Origin of the sequence: Thermosipho africanus Ob7 (genome assembly GCF_003351105.1) — a bacterium.
Lineage (GTDB): Bacteria > Thermotogota > Thermotogae > Thermotogales > Fervidobacteriaceae > Thermosipho > Thermosipho africanus.
In genome coordinates this window covers 191,785-207,929 of record NZ_NKRG01000003.1, presented here as the reverse complement: position 1 = coordinate 207,929, position 16,145 = coordinate 191,785, and the positions used below count along the sequence as shown (strand labels likewise).

The following is a 16,145-nucleotide window of genomic DNA, read 5'->3' as shown; positions in this document are numbered from 1 at the left end:
ATCCCTCCAATTAATGTATGTTTTTATACATTTCTGATTGCTCAATTAAGCTTGTAAAACCGGTATTTTTTAGTGCAGAATAAAGGGGGTCATTTTCCGGAACGGAAGTTGCAGAAATTATTTTACAATTTGTTTCTCTTACAAGGTTGTCAACAGCAATTTTTGCAAAAATTTCCCATTCATCATTATGTTTAGTTCCCAAATCTACTATGTATGTGCTATTATCCTCGTTTTTACCCCATACCAAATATCCTTCTTTTCCGTTGTGAACTAGCTTTACATAATTGTATCTTCCATCGGCTAATAATAAAGTAATTGGTTCTCTTTGCCAATTAGTGGTTCTGCCGGAGATTTCAAGATTTAGTGATAAAGTATAGACGTACCTTGGTTCAACTTTTATTGCTCTATATTCAATACTTTCAGTTTTTAAATCTTTGTTTACAAGCAAATGTAATTTTCTTTTTTCTCTAAATCCATGCTTTTCATAAAATCTATACGCTCTTTTGTCTTTAGTTATAACTTCCAGTAGGATTTTTTTGATACCTTTCCATTTTAGATAATTTGTTGCGTGCTCCAAGATAAATGAGGCTGTACCTGTACCTCTTTCTTCTTTTACAACTCCCATTGCATCTATTCTTGCACGGTCTCTTCTAATACTGTTTACAATAAATCCTACGGGTTTTTCACCTTTGAAAAAAATAAAACTATCTTCAAGTGAAATAGAATTTTCCCTTGCGTCAAGCTGAAAATTTATTACGTTCCAATTTACTGGTACAGTATAGTCTTCGAAAACTTTGTTAACTAAGTTTACAAAATCGATTAAAGAATACTCATTTAACGTAAGTATTTTGAGATTCATCTTATCCCCCCTTGGAATAAAACTCTAAAATGCTTTTGACCATATTTTCATCGATTATTCCAATTACCGCAACATTTTCCATACCTGTTGCTTTTGATATAGTTTTTTTATCGGAAAATTCAATTAAAGGAACATTTGAAATATCGCATCTTATTTTAATATCTTTTTTTACTCTTTCTCCTGTGTCTTTTGCTATGATTATTAGCTTATTTTTTAGTTTTGGGTTTTTTATATAATCCCTTATATTATCTTTCCCATATACTAATTTTTTTGCTTTTGATGCAAATCCAAGGAGCGTGAGTATTTTTTGTTCGTTCATTCTTACACCTCCATTGTATCTGAATCCACACAAGCATAAGCATTGTGATTATGAATAGATTCAAAACTTTCAACTTCGACTTTAAACCATCTAATTTTCTTATTTTCTTTTAATGAGAGCGCGATATCCCTTGCGACATCTTCTACAAATTTTGGATTTTCATATGCTTTTTCAGTAACATATTTTTCGTCAGGTCTCTTGAGAAGGGTAAATAGCGGCACACTTGCAGAACTTTCTGCTAATTCTATCAAGTCTTCAAACCAAATAAGTTCACTTGTTTCAACTTCAATTCTTGCAAGAGCCCTCTGATTGTGGGCATTATATTTACTTATTTCTTTTGAGCATGGGCAAAGTGTTTGAATGGGGACTTCTACAACGATGTAGAATTCACATTCCTCGTTTGTATCATATGCCTTAAATCCACATTTGTATTCCATGTAGCTTTCAATTTTTGTTACCGGGGCCTTTTTTTGTAGAAAGTAAGGAAACATTATTTCTATAGAAGCGCTTTGGGCTTTAAGTGTCTTTTTTAGATCATCTAAAATTGCCTTTATGTTTTTTGGATCGATTTTAAGGTGAAATTTGTTTAATACTTCTAAGAATCTGCTCATGTGTGTGCCACGAAAATCTTTTGGAAGGTCAACATACATATTTATTTCAGCTATAGTATGTTGATTTTTATTTTTTTTGTCTAAAACGACAACGGGATATTTTAAGTTTTTAATACCTACGTGTTTTAATGGTACATTTCTTTCATCTCTTTCGCTTTGAACGTCTCTCATAACTACTTCCTTTCTAATAGATATTTTAATTCATCTAAATTGTTGTTTTCTATATATTCTTTAAACCTAAGATCTTTATTTACGTACATTTCATATGCTTTATTTAATTTTTGTAAATATTCAAGTCTATTATCTAAACTTTTTAAATGAAAAAATGTCAGCAAAAACAAAAAGGCAAAAATGGTTGCAAGAATTAGGTAAAATCTTTGCATAATCTCACCTCTATTTTTGTTTATTTCAACACAATTATATAACATCTTGGCGATTTTTATTAGTTAACTTTCCTTTTTTATTTTAACATAATTTGTGTTAAAATAATTTAAGAAAGAAAATTGTGAGGAGGGATTTGATGTTAAAACTTGCTATACAGAGGTCCGAACTTGAAAAAAAGATTTCTGTTGCCGCCCAAGCAGTGGGTTCAAAGACAGTGGATCCTATTTTACAATGTTTGTTGTTTAAAGTTGAAGATAATTCTTTAAATATTTATTCTACTGATATGCAGACATTTGTTGTTTCAAAACTTAATGTACCTGAAGTGGAAGGTTCAGGACAATTTGCGGTTGATGCAAAACTTTTGGAAGAAATTGTAAAAAATGTTGATAATGATCAAATTATCTTGAATTATGACAATGGTAAATTAAATATTAAAAGTGGAAAGAGCTCTTTTAATATAGCAACTTATTCTGAACCAGAAAAATTTCCAAGTATTGAATTAGAAAACACCGGTATAAAATTTGAGATTGAAACTTCTATTTTGCAAGAAATGATTGATCGAGTAATCTTTTGTGCATCTACTGAAAGTGCTATGAGGGCGCTTAATGGGGTGTACTGGGAATTAAAAGATAATTATTTGCGACTTGTTGCAAGTGATGGTTATAGACTTGCTCTTGTTGAGCAGAAAATTACAGTTAATTCAGATATTGATTTTATTTTGTCATTAAAGAGTATGAAAGAATTAGAAAACCTAATTAAGGAAACAGATGAACCAGTTTTGACCATAAATTTTGATCACAAAAAACTTGCTGTTAATGCCGGAGATGTAACAGTTATAATGAGGGTTGTAGAGGAAGTATTCCCTGATTATAAGCGCGTGCTTCCAAAAGCATTTAAATCTAGGATAGTTTTTAATAAAGATCAATTTTTGGAGAGTTTAAAAAGAACAATGATCATTGCAAAGAGGGGAACAGACAAAGTTCAGTTAAAAGTTTTGGATGATACATTGGAACTCAGTAGTCAAAGCCCCGAATATGGAGAAGTAATAGAAGAAATTCCTATTGAAAAAGAAGGAGAGGACATTACAATTAATTTCAATCCAAGGTTTTTAAATGAAGCGGTTAAAAAGATTGAGGAAGAAGAAGTTGTTTTTAACTTTGTTGATGAACTTAGTCCAATGCAGATAAATTCTAAAAATGTTGGGGAATATCTATATATAGTTTTGCCTGTTAGGGCATAAGGAGGAGTTAAAAAGTGAAAAAAGGCTTTACTTTAATAGAACTTTTGATTGTTTTAGCTGTTATTTCTGCATTACTATCTGTTGCAACTCCAGTTGCTTTAAGATCTGTGGCCAAAGCCAAGGCAACTCAAGTTGCAATGAATTTAAGGAATGTTGATAGTGCTCTTGAACAGGCTTTACTTTTATATCCTGACGAGTTTAATCCTACAGCATTGTCAGGAAAAAATATACTTTTTGAACTTTACAATAAAGGATTTATTAATGTTGATTTATCTACAAAAGGATATCAGGTAGTTTATGATGATAAAGATAAAAAATATCTGATAAAGTATACTAATAATGATATTGATCCGATACTTGTAAAAAGTGCATATCCTGCAGTAAAACAAAACGATGACGGCGAATTGTACGTGGAGGTTAATTTGCAATGATAGAGCTTTTTAGTGTAAGTAAAAGATACAAAAAAGATTGGGTTGTCAAAGATATTAACTTTTCAGCTTTGGATGGAGAGGTTATTGGGATTATTGGTAGGAACGGTTGTGGGAAAAGTACGATTTTGAAAATGGTTGCTGGAATAATAAGGCCAACACGTGGTAAAATAAAACTCAATTCTAATTTGATATCTTATATTCCTGAAAAACCAGTTCTTATCCCTGAATTAACACTTGAGGAAAATATTGGCTACTTTGCAAGTATACGTAATGTTAGCAAGGAAAAGATAGATGAAGAAATAGAATATTTTCAGCTATCATCACATTTAAAGAAAAGACCCATGGAGCTGTCAAAGGGCTTGCAGCAAAGGTTATCGATGGCGATAGCACTCTTGATTGATCCTGATATAGTTCTTCTTGATGAACCAACTAGTGGTCTTGACGCAGAATCAAAAAAACTGATTTTAAATAGGATAAAAGAATTAAAGATGAATAAAAAAACAATATTGTATGTGACCCATGATGATGAGGAGATCGAAAAAATTTGTGATAAAGTGTTAATATTAAACAAAGGTGTAAAGGTATTCTTTGGATCAGTTGAAGATTTTTGGATGAAGTATGAAAGATTTGTTTATGTTACCCTTGCAAAGGATAAAGAAACAAAACTTGTGAGAATAGAAGATTTAAAAAATTTTGAAGATATAGTTCATATCAGAAGTGTTGGGATTAGAGAATATTTGGGAGGATTAGAGAATGGAAAGTAATGAAAAGACTTTAAAGTTAACAAGAATTTCTGACGAGGAATTAAAAAATTTTTTAGATATGAAATTTAAAGATTTTTCTGCTGAAGAGGTAAATTTTGATTTGTTTAAAGATGAAGTTAACACACTAACCTTTCAAATTGAATTTAAAGGGGATAGTGCTGGAATTGCACAATTTTACAACATAGATTGGGTTAATAGAAGTGCTTGTATAAGGATTTTTTGGGATGAAGCTATTGAAAATGATGTTGAAGTTAAAGTTGTAAGGTTGATGTTAAAATATGCTTTTGAAGTTTTGAATTTAAATAGAGTTTATTCAAAGGTGGTCGAATATAAAAAAGATACTATTTCTGTATTAAAGAAATGTGGATTTTTACAGGAAGGGATGGAACGTCAGGCAAAGTTTTTCAAAGGAAAGTATTGGGATGTGTTGAGATTTTCAATGCTTTATGAAGATTATTGGAGAGCAATAGAAGATTTAAAATAGGCCAAAATCGGCCTATTTTTTTTGAAGATATGTTATAATTATCTCAGGGTGGTGTTAATATGAAGAAAATGGCAACTTTTTTTGATGAAGGGGATAAAGGGATTGTTTGTAGACTTTGCCCTAGACATTGTTTTTTATCTGATGGACAAATTGGATTTTGCAAAACAAGAAAAAATGAAAATGGAATACTCTATACAATAAATTATGGCGAGATTTCATCAATTGCAATGGATCCAATAGAAAAAAAGCCTTTATTTCATTTTAGACCAGGGAGTAAAATTTTATCTATAGGTTCATGGGGTTGTAATTTCTCATGTGGTTTTTGTCAAAATTGGGAAATCTCTCAAGTAAAGCCTGCTGTTAAAACTGTTACACCTTCGCAAATTGTGGAAATAGCAAAAACAAGAAACTCAAATGGAATTGCATATACTTACAATGAACCTATAGTAAGCTATGAATTTGTTCTTGATACGTCTAGAATAGCACATAAAGAAGGATTATACAATGTTCTTGTTACAAATGGGTATATTGAATTTGAACCACTAAATGTTTTACTTCAGAGTATTGATGCTATGAATATTGATTTAAAAGGGAGTAATGAAGAGTTTTATAAGGAAATGGGAGGAAGTTATAGTCACGTTTTAAAGGTTATAGAAACTGCAAAGAATCGTGGAGTTCATGTTGAGGTTACCACACTTGTTATACCTACGAAAAATGATGACGAAAAAGAACTAATTCAAGAATTTAAAGATTTAGCAAAAATTGATAAAGATATACCTTTACATCTTTCAAGGTATTTTCCGGCGTATAAATATGAAATACCGCCGACACCTATTGAAACCTTGGAAAAATTATATAGTATTGCAAAAGAGTATTTAAATTTTGTTTATATTGGTAATGTCTTTGAGCCAAGATATGAAAGTACTTTTTGCCCAGATTGCGGAACACAATTGATTTACAGAGAAGGTTATAATGTTGATATAAAAAACATTACAGAAGGAGGATATTGCAAAGTATGCGGAAGAAAAGTAGTGGTGACATAAATAAATTAACAAAATTATCTTTGATATCTACAGTATTAATTGTAGTAATTGTTGCAATCATTCTTATTGTTGCGGTATTTTTTAAGCCAAACATGAAGTATGAAACTTTTGAGACTTTTTCTCTGGGGACTTATGTTCAACTTAGAATATCTACTAGTGTAAATCCATCTGTTTTATCAAAAGAAATATTTAATGAGCTTGATAGAATAACCAAAAAATTTGATGCGTACAATGAAGAGTCTATTATTTACAAAATAAATCATAGTAATGATTGGGTAGAAGTTGATGATGAAACTTTTGCAATTTTGGATCTCTCACTTCAATATGCAAAAAAGACAAATTTTGCATTTGACCCAACTCTTGGAAGAGTAATTAATTTATGGGGATTTTCAAAATTCTCTGAAAAAGAGGCTAGTAGTTTAGTAGTTCCTAGAAAAGAAGATATAGAAGAAGCTTTGAAACTTTCAGGTGCAAAGCTTGTAGAAATTGATTATAAAAAGAAGGCTGTGAAAACAAACGGAGTTTGGTTTGATCTGGGAGGAATTGTAAAAGGATATGCACTTGAGAGGGCTTATCAAATTGCAAAACAAGCAGATCCAAATTGTACAGGTTTTATTGAAGCAGGTGGAGATATAAGGATACTTGGGCCAAAATTTGGCAAAGAATATTGGATTATAGGTATAAGAAACCCAAGGGGTAACGATAGTATAGACTATATATATTTGAAAAGTGGTGCAGTAGCGACAAGTGGAGATTATGAAAGATATTTTATCGTTGATGGGAAAAGATATCACCACCTAATAGACAGTAAAACAGGATATCCTGCAGATAGTGCCATTAGTGCAACGGTTATATCTGATGATGCAATAAAGGCTGATGTATTTTCGACTGCAGCTTTTGTGTTAGGCAAGAAAAATTGGATTTATACAAGGACTATTATTCCAAAGTATGATTCTGAAGTATTTTTGGTTACGCCTGAATTTGAATATTTAAAAACCGACGGCTTTGAATATTATGAAAAAACATATTAAGGAGGTTGTCTGATGAAGAAGTTAAAAAGTTTTGGTGGAAAGAATCTTTCAGGTAAGTCTATGAATCAACTACAAAAACTTCAGGAAGAGATGCAAAAAAAACTTCAGGAAGTTGAAGAAGGATTTTCAAATGTAGAGGTAGAAGTTAGTGTTGGTGGTGGGGCCATTAAAATTTTAGCAACAGCTGATAGAAAAGTTAAAGATATTGAAATCGATGAGGATTTATTAAGCGATGGTGAAACATTGAAGGATTTATTAACAGCTGGTATTAATGAGTTAATGGAAAAGATAGAAAAGATAAGGGAAGAGGAAATGGCAAAAGTAACTCAAAACTTGTTACCATTTGGTTTTTGAGGTGAAATTTTGAAAAGAGAAAGCTTTTATTATCTTATATTTGTCAACGTATTTATACTTTTTCTAATCGAGATATTTAAGTTTTTTATTCCAAATGAGGCTGTGTTATATCTTATGTTTGGAGCACAATATGGGCCTCTTGTTTCACATGGACAATGGTTTAGAATAGTAACCTCCATGTTTGTTCATGGAGGTTTTATTCATTTAATATTTAATATGTACGCACTGTTTTTTCTTGGTAGAATTGTAGAAAATGTGTATGGAACTGAAAAATTTTTGACGTTTTATTTTTTAAGTGGAATTGTAGGAAATTTAGCAACTCAAATTTTTTATTATAACTCATTTTCCGTGGGAGCCAGTGGGGCAATATTTGGTCTAATTGGTGTTTTATTTGCTGCAGGTTTTAGAAAAGATACTCCTTATTCACTAAAGCCTATTACTGGGAGTGCACTTTTGCCAATGATCGTTATTAATATTATTTTTGGTATTATGCCGGGAACTAATATTAATAACGCAGCACATATTGGTGGCTTTTTAACTGGAATGTTATTGGGATATATGATCCCACTGTATGATTATTCCTGGAAGGTAAGAAAAATTTGGAAAGTTATAATGTGGATTTTAATTTTGCTTGTTGTTGTATCATATATTTCTCTCATAATTTGGGGAGTGATAGGATGAAAAAAATTTTTTTGTGGTTTTTTTTCGTATTGCCATTATTTTTATTTTCTGAAGTTGTACTCATTTATCCAAATTATGGGGTGTTAGTAAAACAAATAAAAAACGGAGAAGTTATACCTTCAACCTGGGAAGTTTTGGGTGTGGAATCATCTTGGTATGTTAAAACATATGAATATGTTGAAAAAGTTAAACTTGTTGAAGATGAAGATTTTGTATTAAAAGATTGTGAACTAAGAGATGGAATTTTTATTAGTAAGGATGGCAAAAAATATAAATTTATTAATGATAGGCTTTTTGAAATAGTTCAAGAAAACAATGAAATCAGAAGAATATTTATAGATTCAAGTCCTTCTACAGCAACATTTACGATTGATGGTGGTTTCCAGTTTTTCTATATATTGAAAGAAAATGAAATGTATCAATTTCTAAAATTATATGCTGATATTGAAGAGGGTTTTGTAATAGTAGTTTCAGAGCCAGAAAGTAGCTATTATACTACATCAACCCGTGCTATGCTTTATGAAAAAGAAGTCTACAATATGCAAGGCAAAAAGATCTTTACTCTTGGAAATATGAAGGATTTAAAAAATAGAAAAACAATCCTTATGGATAAATTTTCGGTTGAAAGAAAAGATTACAATTATGTATCTATAAATGGATATAATTCAGTCGATTGGCAGCCATGTCAAAGAGTTGTATATGTTAAATCTCAAAAACAGATTCCTTCTGGTCAAGTTCAAATTTGGTCGAGTTTATCGGGAAAAGAAGTTCCAATAGATACTACAATAATCAAAGATGTTGATGAAGAAACGGAGATTTTTCTTGGCCCGTCGTGGGAAAATTGGTATAAATGGAGTATAGATAGCTCAGTTGCATTTGCAAATAGAAGAAAAATTTCGGCTACGTTGTATTTGAAAGGAAGAGGTGAATATAAAATAAGAATAAATGGAAGAAATATTAATAATTTAAAAACAAATGCTGAAGTTGTTGAAAAAAAGCAAGACTATGTAATTTTATTATCTCATAACACACAAACAATACATATTGAATATGATGAGGATAGAGATTAATTTTTCATAGCAATGCTGTTAATAAACACTAATGTATCAAACACTCTAAGATAATATTTATCACTGTTGTTCCAAAAGTTTAGAGCCTTTATTATATTGTAATTTGTAATGTTTTTCATAATGAGGTATAAGTATCTATAGGCTATCCTAATTTGAAGAGCTGGGAATTTAATTAGATCATCGTGTGATATTTTTGAAAGAATATGTTTTATTTCCGGGAAAAATAGTGCAACATAGTCTGTTGCAGATTCGTGTAATTGGCAGTAACCAACCGCGTGACCACTATCACCATACAAATTTTTAAATCCACTTTCTGAGACTATAACTGCCACAAATATTTGATAAGGGACTTGTGGAAATTTTTCATATTCTTCTGCAACTGTTTGTGCAATTACTTTTGCTCTCTCATCATTTACTCCGTAGTATTTAGCAACTTTATATGTATAATTATATGCATCAGTGTATAGATTACCAAATAGTATACCTGCACTTAGAATTAATAAAAGGGTGAATAATAATCTATTTTTCATAGTTTCTACCTCCATTTAATTTTGTTATTGCAGAGTAATTATAATATAAAATAGATTTACAATTGTTTATATAAGAAAACAAATTAAGAACAATTTAAATACAAATGTTAACTAAAATGGCGGAAAGGTATGATATAATTAAGATATGAAAAAAATAATAACAATCTCACTCATTTTTGTTGTCATTTTGTTACATGCAGCTCATTTAGTAGAAGTAGATACAGTTACATCGACAGGGGTTACCTTGATTGTTAAACCCTATTATGATGCATCTCAAAAACCAAAAGTTTATCTTTATGGGCCAACAGGTTTTATCAGAGCAAAATATAAAGGTAATGACTTATATGAATTTGATGATGGACTTTTTAGATGGGTTATACCAATAATAGTTGGTAAAAATAAACTTGGTCAGACTGTATTTGGTACAATATCGGGCCCTATATTAGATCTGTACCAATATAAGAAGAATATTTCAATTAAAGTAGTAACTAATCCTGAAGATTTATCTTTAAATGTGAAAGTTTCTACAGATTATCAGCTTATTTCTGGCACGATTGATGGAAAAAATATGATTTTGTTTAAAACAAGTAAAGGATATGTATTATATACGAAAGAAAAGAGAAATGAATTAAAAAATGTACTTTCGCTAAAAATAAAACTGCCAAGTGGAAAAATCAAAACAATTTCGTATGATTTATTTACTTTAAATGGTTTTACTACGTATTTACGAGGGGATTTTACTCCGTATGTGTCAAGTATAATTGCCACCCATATTGTTCAAAAAGGTGAAACATTGTGGGAAATTGCAAAAAAATATGGTGTGAGAACAGCAGATTTACAAATAATTAATAACCTTGAAAATCCTGATAAGATTTATTCTGGTATGAAATTAAAGATTGGGACAGTACAATTTACCGAAGGTTTGACTAGCATTGTTGTTAATCTTTCAACATCGAGATTAGCTGTTTACTATGCAGGAAAACTTGTAAAAGTTTTTCCGGTAGCAATAGGTAGAAGTGATTCTATGCCTCCTGGAATATACTGGATTTTGAATAAACAAATTGATCCAGCATTATATTGGTACGGGGAGTATATTCCACCACGTTCCCCAATTAATGGTTTAGGTACTCGTTTTTTGCAACTTTCAAATCCAACCTACGGTATTCATGGAACAACTAAGCCTTGGGAAATTGGAAGAAGAATATCTCATGGGTGTGTAAGAATGTTTAACTTTGACGTAGAAGCATTGGATGCATTTGTGGACTTGGGAAGCCCAGTTTTAGTAATAAAAAGTTTTGAAGATTTTCCTGAAGATATTTCACAAATACCAGAATTTTTATCATTCAAAAAGAAAATAAGAAATAAGGAAGGTGAAAGCTCGTGAATATTCTAATAACAGGGGCGAATAGAGGTATAGGATATGCATTATTACAGGAAGCTTTAAAAAGAGGACATTTGGTTATAGCTGCTACTAGAAAACCAGAAATGATAAAAGTTGATAATAATAGGGTTAGTGTCTATTTTCTTGATTTGCTTGATAAAGATTCAATTGAAAAATTTGTTGAAACACTTTCAGTAGAAGTTGATGCTTTGATTAATAATGCAGGCGTTTTGTATAAAGATAGTTTTGAAAACCTTGAATATGATTATTTTCTAAATACATTTAAGGTAAATACTTTAGGACCATTATTTTTGAGCCAACGACTATATAAATCCGGTAAATTAAAAAGTGGTGGGAAAATTATAAATATTAGTTCAATTCTTGGTTCAATAGCTCTTTTGGTGGGTACTACAAGTTACTCTTATTCAGTTTCAAAGGCTGCTTTAAATATGGTTACAAAGTTACTATCAAGTAAGCTTAAGGACATTAAAGTCATATCTGTACATCCTGGATGGGTAAAGACAGATATGGGAGGAAAAGAAGCTCCTGTAATGCCTGAAGAATCTGCAAAGGGAATTATGGATATTATTGAAAATGTAGAAGAAAGTGGAGTCTTTTTGGATTATACGGGAAAATCGCTTCCATGGTGAGGCATACTTATTAAAACCACGGAGCTTCTTGGTTCTGCTGTATAAACAAATCCAACTTGCTCGGGCGAGTCTAGAAAATCGTAGGGTGAAGGTTTAGCTGTATCTACAACTCTATACCATGTCTTTCCGTGTAAAATTGGAAGCGTAAAAGTTAATGGTTCTCTCCATTGATTTAGAATGACAAATATGTCATTATCTTCTTTTGCATCTTTACACAAAAAGTCGCTACCACTTATCATGAAAGCTATTGAGTGTGAATGATATCCCCAATCAGGTTGGAAAGGTTTTACACCATGCCAGGATATGTCTGCTATACCATCTCCTGTAAGATCTCTACCGGTGAAGAAATGTTTTCTTCTTAATGCATGATGTTTTTTTCTAAATTCAATCATTTTTTTGAAAAATCTAAATATGTCCTGATGTTTTTCTTTAAGAGTCCAATCAAGCCAAGTTTTTTCATTATCTTGACAATATGCATTGTTGTTTCCATATTGTGTTCGATAAATTTCATCACCCATTAATATCATGGGAGTTCCGTGTGATACCATAAGGATGGTTATAAAGTTTTTTACTTGTCTTTTTCTTATTTCGTTAATTTTAGGATCATCAGTTTCACCTTCAACTCCATAGTTATAGCTGAAATTTTCATCAGCACCGTCTCTATTATTTTCACCATTTTCTTCGTTATGCTTATGGTTATAACTTACCAAATCCCTCATTGTAAATCCATCATGGCATGTGATAAAATTTATACTTGCGTGAGGTCTTTTTTTACCGTAAAGGTCTTGACTACCAGTAATTCTTTTTGCAAGTTCTACTAATACTCCTTCATCGCCCCTTACAAATTTTCTTACCGTGTCTCTATATTGTCCGTTCCATTCAGCCCAACCTTCTGGAAATTCTCCTAAAAAGTAACCACCGGCAGCATCCCAACCTTCTGCAATTAGTTTTAAACCATGCAATATGGGATCTTCGGCAATATCTTTAAGGAGTGAAAAATCTCCAATCCATCTTCCATCTGGTGTCCGCCCCAAAACAGCTGCCAAATCAAATCTAAAACCATCTACATGCATTTCAGTTGCCCAATATCTTAAACTGTCGATAATAAGTTCTTTAACAACTGGGTGATTACAATTTAGGGTATTTCCACATCCTGAATAATTAAGATAGTATCTTTTGTTATTAGGATCAAGCATATAGTAAATTTCATTATCAAATCCCCTAAAATTTAATGTGGGGCCTAACTCATTTCCTTCACCCGTATGGTTATATACTACATCCAAGATCACTTCAAAACCATTTTTGTGAAGTTCTTTAACAAAATCTTTAAATAAGAATACCTGTTCACCTAATTTAAGACCAACAGAATAGTTTCCAGTAACCGCAAAAAAGCCGAGAGGATTATACCCCCATATATCCTTAAGTCTTTCGCCAGTGATTGGATTTATCCTATCTATTGAATTAACGTTAAATTCAAAAATAGGCATTAATTCAATGGTTGTTACACCCAATTCTTTTAAGTGATCTAGTTTCTCGATTATTCCCAAAAATGTTCCAGGAAATTTTACCTTTGAAGTGGGACTAATTGTAAAGAGTCTTACATGCATTTCGTATATTATAGTATCTTCCCATGGAATATGAAGTTGTTTGTCGCCTTCCCAATCATATTTTGAATCATCTATTACAATTGATTTTGTTGGACTAACTGCCGAATCTTCTTTAGAGAAAGAAAGATCTCTTAATGGAGAATTTATATCGTAACCGTATACAGAAGAAGAATCCCAATCAAAGGAGCTGGATATAGCTTTTGCATATGGATCAACCAATAACTTGTGGTGGTTAAATCTTTTTCCATTTTCTGGATCATATGGTCCGTATACTCGCCAACCATAGTATTGACCATGACCAACCCCATATACATATATATGCCATATGTCTCCCGTTTTGTTGTAGTTAGGATCAAGTTCAAATCTATGTGAAGGTGTTGCATCATAGTAGTTTTGATATAATTCTAATACTACTTTTTCTGCATGACGTGAAAAAACAGCAAAATTAACCCCGGTGTCGTCCGGGGTTGCACCTAATCTTGGATATCCTCTTTTTGTTTTTAATTTAACACTTGAATCAGGATTATTATATTGCAAAGGATAATCAGCCATATTATTCGTAAATTATCTCATGAGAAAATTCTGGTACAACTTGTTTGAGCATTGCTGAAACTGCACAATATCTTTCCTGTGAGAGATTTACGGCTTTTTCAACTTTGTCTTTTGGAGGTTCACCATTGAATTTAAAAATATATTTTAAGTGTATTTTAGTGTATACCTTTGGATGTTCTTGTGCTACTTCAAAATCTACTTCCATTCTAAACGATTCAAGAGAGTCTATTACTCTCATTTTCCTTAGCAAAGATACAACATCCATTCCGGTACAGCCCATAAGAGAGTATAGAATAAGTTCTTTAGGTCTTGCACCTGCATCTTTGCCACCGACAGTATCATTTGCATCGAGAATTAAATCATGTCCTGAAGTAGTTTTGCTGTAGAACAGCATTCCAGAATACCAGTTCATTGATGCATTTGGCATAGAGTTTCACTCCTTTCAAAAAATATTATACCACCATTTTTCCAGATATTATCAAAATACCAAGAATTATTAAAAAAACTCCACCAAATATTTTTAAAATCTTTTCCCATTTAGGTGTTCCAAAACCACCTGTAAGTAATTTGGATATTGGTGCGCCAATTGTCAAAAAAGGTAAAGAAATTCCTAAGGAGTATACAAATAAAAGAACCCCACCTTTATACGGATTGACGGTTGTTGCTATAGTCAAGATTGATCCTAAGATTGGACTGCTACAAGGAATCCAAATTAAGCCTATAGCTGCTCCCATAAGTATTCCAGTTAAAAGACTACCACCTTTAAAATTCCAGACATTAATTTTCTTTGGTTTTACTATTTCTTTATTAGACATATATAGTATTCCCATTACAATGATAATTGTACCTAAAATATAATTTATAACTGTTCCGTATTTTGAAAAGAAAATTCCAAATACAGAAGAAAAAATACCAATAATTGAAAAAAATACTGAAAAGCCAATGAAAAATCCAAAAAGCTTTAAAAATTTATTCTTTGCGGTAAATAAAACACCTAAAAAGGCAGGTATTAAAGGTAAAACACATGGGCTAAAAAATGATAATATCCCATGTAAAAAAGCGATCCATATACTTACGTCTTTATAAAACATATATTAACCACCTACTCATTTACAAAAAGAATTCTAAAGACGCCTGATTGTTTTAATTTTTCTAAATCTTCTTTAGAATAAACTAGGTAAACAGTACTTTTTTCAATTTTTTGATCGCTTGTATATTTTTTTGCATTTTTGTCGTGTGCTAATACAAAATCAGCATCAGTATTTGATATGTTTATAACCTTTGTTTTAGGATTGAATGATTCTTTGTTATCAAGAAAGGTTTGAAAGTCTTCTCTATAGTCTTCGTATATGTATTTGAGTATGTAATTTAAAGCGTTTAGAAAATCTTCAAGAGGCATAAATCCAGGTACCATTGTTATACCAGCATCTTTGTACCAAAAGACAAATGTAGGAGTTCCTCTTACACCGAATGCTCCAAAAAGTTCATTGTTAGTATATTCGTTTTCAAGAAATATTGTTTTATTGTTGTTCGGTTCAACTTTTACAAAGGTGTAGTATAATTTTAAAAGTTCTTGAAATTTTTCATCAGAAAGTACTTCTGATTCAAATTTTTTACAATAGACACAACTTGGTGAAGAAAAGTATATTATTAATGGTTTGTCTTCAATCACTGAAATTTTGTGTGCAATTCCTAAATCATACATGGTATAATCATACGAAAAAGAAATCATAGTAGCTAATACTAAAAAGATAAAGATAAATTTTTTCATATTTTAACCCCTTTTCACTTTTAATTTTTTCATCCCGAGTTTTTTAAAAAATTTAATTAAAGGGCAGCTAAACTTAAATTTAAAAGCCATATATATCACCTCTTTAATTTTAAAAAGGCAGGTGTTACACCTGCCTTGATCAATTTATACCTAGTAACCTATCAATTTTAGCTTTGTCAAATCCGACTACTATCTGATTCCCGATTTCAATGACCGGTACACCCAATTGTCCACTCTTTTTATACATTCTTTCTGCCGCTTTTTGATCTTTTGATACATCGTATTCTTTGAATTTTAAGCCAAGTTGTTTAAAGTAATTTTTTGCTTTTTTACAATAAGGGCAAGTTGGAGTTGTGTAAACAACTATCTTTACGTGTTGCATA

Annotated in this window: 21 protein-coding genes; 11 read left to right on the top strand and 10 right to left on the bottom strand. The window is 31.2% G+C overall.

Features of this window, described 5'->3' with window-relative positions:
• Positions 1–10: 10 nt before the first annotated feature.
• Genes OB7_RS04805 through OB7_RS04790 form a run of 4 tightly spaced genes read right to left on the bottom strand, consistent with a single transcriptional unit; the run spans position 11 to position 2,172 of the window.
• A complete protein-coding gene (locus OB7_RS04805) occupies positions 11–859 on the bottom strand; it encodes a GNAT family N-acetyltransferase (protein ID WP_004101736.1) in 849 nt (282 codons plus the stop codon).
• Between the two features lies 1 nt (position 860).
• Entirely contained in the window at positions 861–1,178 is a 318-nt protein-coding gene (locus tag OB7_RS04800) for a L7Ae/L30e/S12e/Gadd45 family ribosomal protein (protein WP_004101737.1), read from the bottom strand.
• 2 nt (positions 1,179–1,180) lie between these two features.
• On the bottom strand, positions 1,181–1,960 hold the full coding sequence (folE2, locus tag OB7_RS04795) for a GTP cyclohydrolase FolE2 (protein ID WP_004101738.1): 780 nt from the start codon (positions 1,958–1,960) through the stop codon (positions 1,181–1,183).
• A gap of 2 nt (positions 1,961–1,962) precedes the next feature.
• The gene (locus OB7_RS04790) at positions 1,963–2,172 is read right to left on the bottom strand and encodes a hypothetical protein (RefSeq protein ID WP_004101742.1); all 210 of its coding nucleotides are present in this window, start codon (positions 2,170–2,172) and stop codon (positions 1,963–1,965) included.
• 137 nt (positions 2,173–2,309) lie between these two features.
• Here OB7_RS04790 and dnaN point away from each other — a divergent pair, with 137 nt between their 5' ends.
• Genes dnaN through OB7_RS04745 form a run of 9 tightly spaced genes read left to right on the top strand, consistent with a single transcriptional unit; the run spans position 2,310 to position 9,271 of the window.
• Positions 2,310–3,413 (top strand): DNA polymerase III subunit beta, encoded by a 1,104-nt coding sequence (dnaN, locus tag OB7_RS04785; protein ID WP_004101743.1) that lies wholly within the window; start codon positions 2,310–2,312, stop codon positions 3,411–3,413.
• 14 nt (positions 3,414–3,427) lie between these two features.
• Positions 3,428–3,844, top strand: a complete 417-nt coding sequence (locus tag OB7_RS04780) for a type II secretion system protein (protein WP_114702657.1) — start codon at positions 3,428–3,430, stop codon at positions 3,842–3,844.
• Positions 3,841–4,608 (top strand): ABC transporter ATP-binding protein, encoded by a 768-nt coding sequence (locus tag OB7_RS04775; RefSeq protein ID WP_114702656.1) that lies wholly within the window; start codon positions 3,841–3,843, stop codon positions 4,606–4,608. Before OB7_RS04780 ends, OB7_RS04775 begins: the two co-directional genes overlap by 4 nt.
• Positions 4,598–5,092: a GNAT family N-acetyltransferase gene (locus OB7_RS04770; RefSeq protein ID WP_004101747.1), complete on the top strand. Its 495-nt coding sequence runs from the start codon at positions 4,598–4,600 to the stop codon at positions 5,090–5,092. The genes OB7_RS04775 and OB7_RS04770 overlap by 11 nt, the downstream gene beginning before the upstream one ends.
• A 59-nt stretch (positions 5,093–5,151) precedes the next feature.
• On the top strand, positions 5,152–6,135 hold the full coding sequence (amrS, locus tag OB7_RS04765) for an AmmeMemoRadiSam system radical SAM enzyme (protein WP_004101748.1): 984 nt from the start codon (positions 5,152–5,154) through the stop codon (positions 6,133–6,135).
• Positions 6,108–7,166 carry an FAD:protein FMN transferase gene (locus OB7_RS04760; protein ID WP_114702655.1) on the top strand — a complete coding sequence of 353 codons (1,059 nt, stop codon included), beginning with the start codon at positions 6,108–6,110 and terminating at the stop codon, positions 7,164–7,166. Before amrS ends, OB7_RS04760 begins: the two co-directional genes overlap by 28 nt.
• A gap of 12 nt (positions 7,167–7,178) precedes the next feature.
• Positions 7,179–7,520, top strand: coding sequence for a YbaB/EbfC family nucleoid-associated protein (locus OB7_RS04755; protein WP_004101751.1), 342 nt, complete (start codon positions 7,179–7,181; stop codon positions 7,518–7,520).
• A 9-nt stretch (positions 7,521–7,529) separates the two neighbouring features.
• Complete coding sequence (locus OB7_RS04750) at positions 7,530–8,201, top strand: rhomboid family intramembrane serine protease (RefSeq protein ID WP_004101754.1); 672 nt, start codon at positions 7,530–7,532, stop codon at positions 8,199–8,201.
• Positions 8,198–9,271 (top strand): hypothetical protein, encoded by a 1,074-nt coding sequence (locus OB7_RS04745; protein WP_114702654.1) that lies wholly within the window; start codon positions 8,198–8,200, stop codon positions 9,269–9,271. Before OB7_RS04750 ends, OB7_RS04745 begins: the two co-directional genes overlap by 4 nt.
• Here the strand turns inward: OB7_RS04745 and OB7_RS04740 are convergent.
• Complete coding sequence (locus OB7_RS04740) at positions 9,268–9,801, bottom strand: hypothetical protein (protein WP_004101758.1); 534 nt, start codon at positions 9,799–9,801, stop codon at positions 9,268–9,270. The two genes, OB7_RS04745 and OB7_RS04740, sit on opposite strands and share 4 nt — an antisense overlap.
• Before the next feature lie 145 nt (positions 9,802–9,946).
• On the opposite strand from OB7_RS04740, the gene OB7_RS10155 reads away from it, so the two are divergent.
• Both OB7_RS10155 and OB7_RS04730 read left to right on the top strand, forming a co-directional pair.
• Positions 9,947–11,185, top strand: coding sequence for a L,D-transpeptidase family protein (locus tag OB7_RS10155; protein ID WP_114702653.1), 1,239 nt, complete (start codon positions 9,947–9,949; stop codon positions 11,183–11,185).
• Entirely contained in the window at positions 11,182–11,832 is a 651-nt protein-coding gene (locus tag OB7_RS04730) for an SDR family oxidoreductase (RefSeq protein WP_114702652.1), read from the top strand. Before OB7_RS10155 ends, OB7_RS04730 begins: the two co-directional genes overlap by 4 nt.
• Here the strand turns inward: OB7_RS04730 and glgX are convergent.
• The 5 genes from glgX to OB7_RS04705 form a co-directional block, all read right to left on the bottom strand.
• A complete protein-coding gene (glgX, locus tag OB7_RS04725; protein WP_114702651.1) occupies positions 11,805–13,991 on the bottom strand; it encodes a glycogen debranching protein GlgX in 2,187 nt (728 codons plus the stop codon). The genes OB7_RS04730 and glgX overlap by 28 nt on opposite strands.
• Position 13,992: 1 nt before the next feature.
• Entirely contained in the window at positions 13,993–14,418 is a 426-nt protein-coding gene (locus OB7_RS04720; RefSeq protein ID WP_004101763.1) for an OsmC family protein, read from the bottom strand.
• Between the two features lie 25 nt (positions 14,419–14,443).
• Positions 14,444–15,082, bottom strand: coding sequence for a cytochrome c biogenesis CcdA family protein (locus OB7_RS04715; protein ID WP_114702650.1), 639 nt, complete (start codon positions 15,080–15,082; stop codon positions 14,444–14,446).
• 11 nt (positions 15,083–15,093) lie between these two features.
• Positions 15,094–15,762: a thioredoxin family protein gene (locus tag OB7_RS04710; protein ID WP_114702649.1), complete on the bottom strand. Its 669-nt coding sequence runs from the start codon at positions 15,760–15,762 to the stop codon at positions 15,094–15,096.
• Positions 15,763–15,901: 139 nt separating this feature from the next.
• Positions 15,902–16,144 carry a glutaredoxin family protein gene (locus OB7_RS04705; protein WP_004101767.1) on the bottom strand — a complete coding sequence of 81 codons (243 nt, stop codon included), beginning with the start codon at positions 16,142–16,144 and terminating at the stop codon, positions 15,902–15,904.
• Position 16,145: the final 1 nt, after the last annotated feature.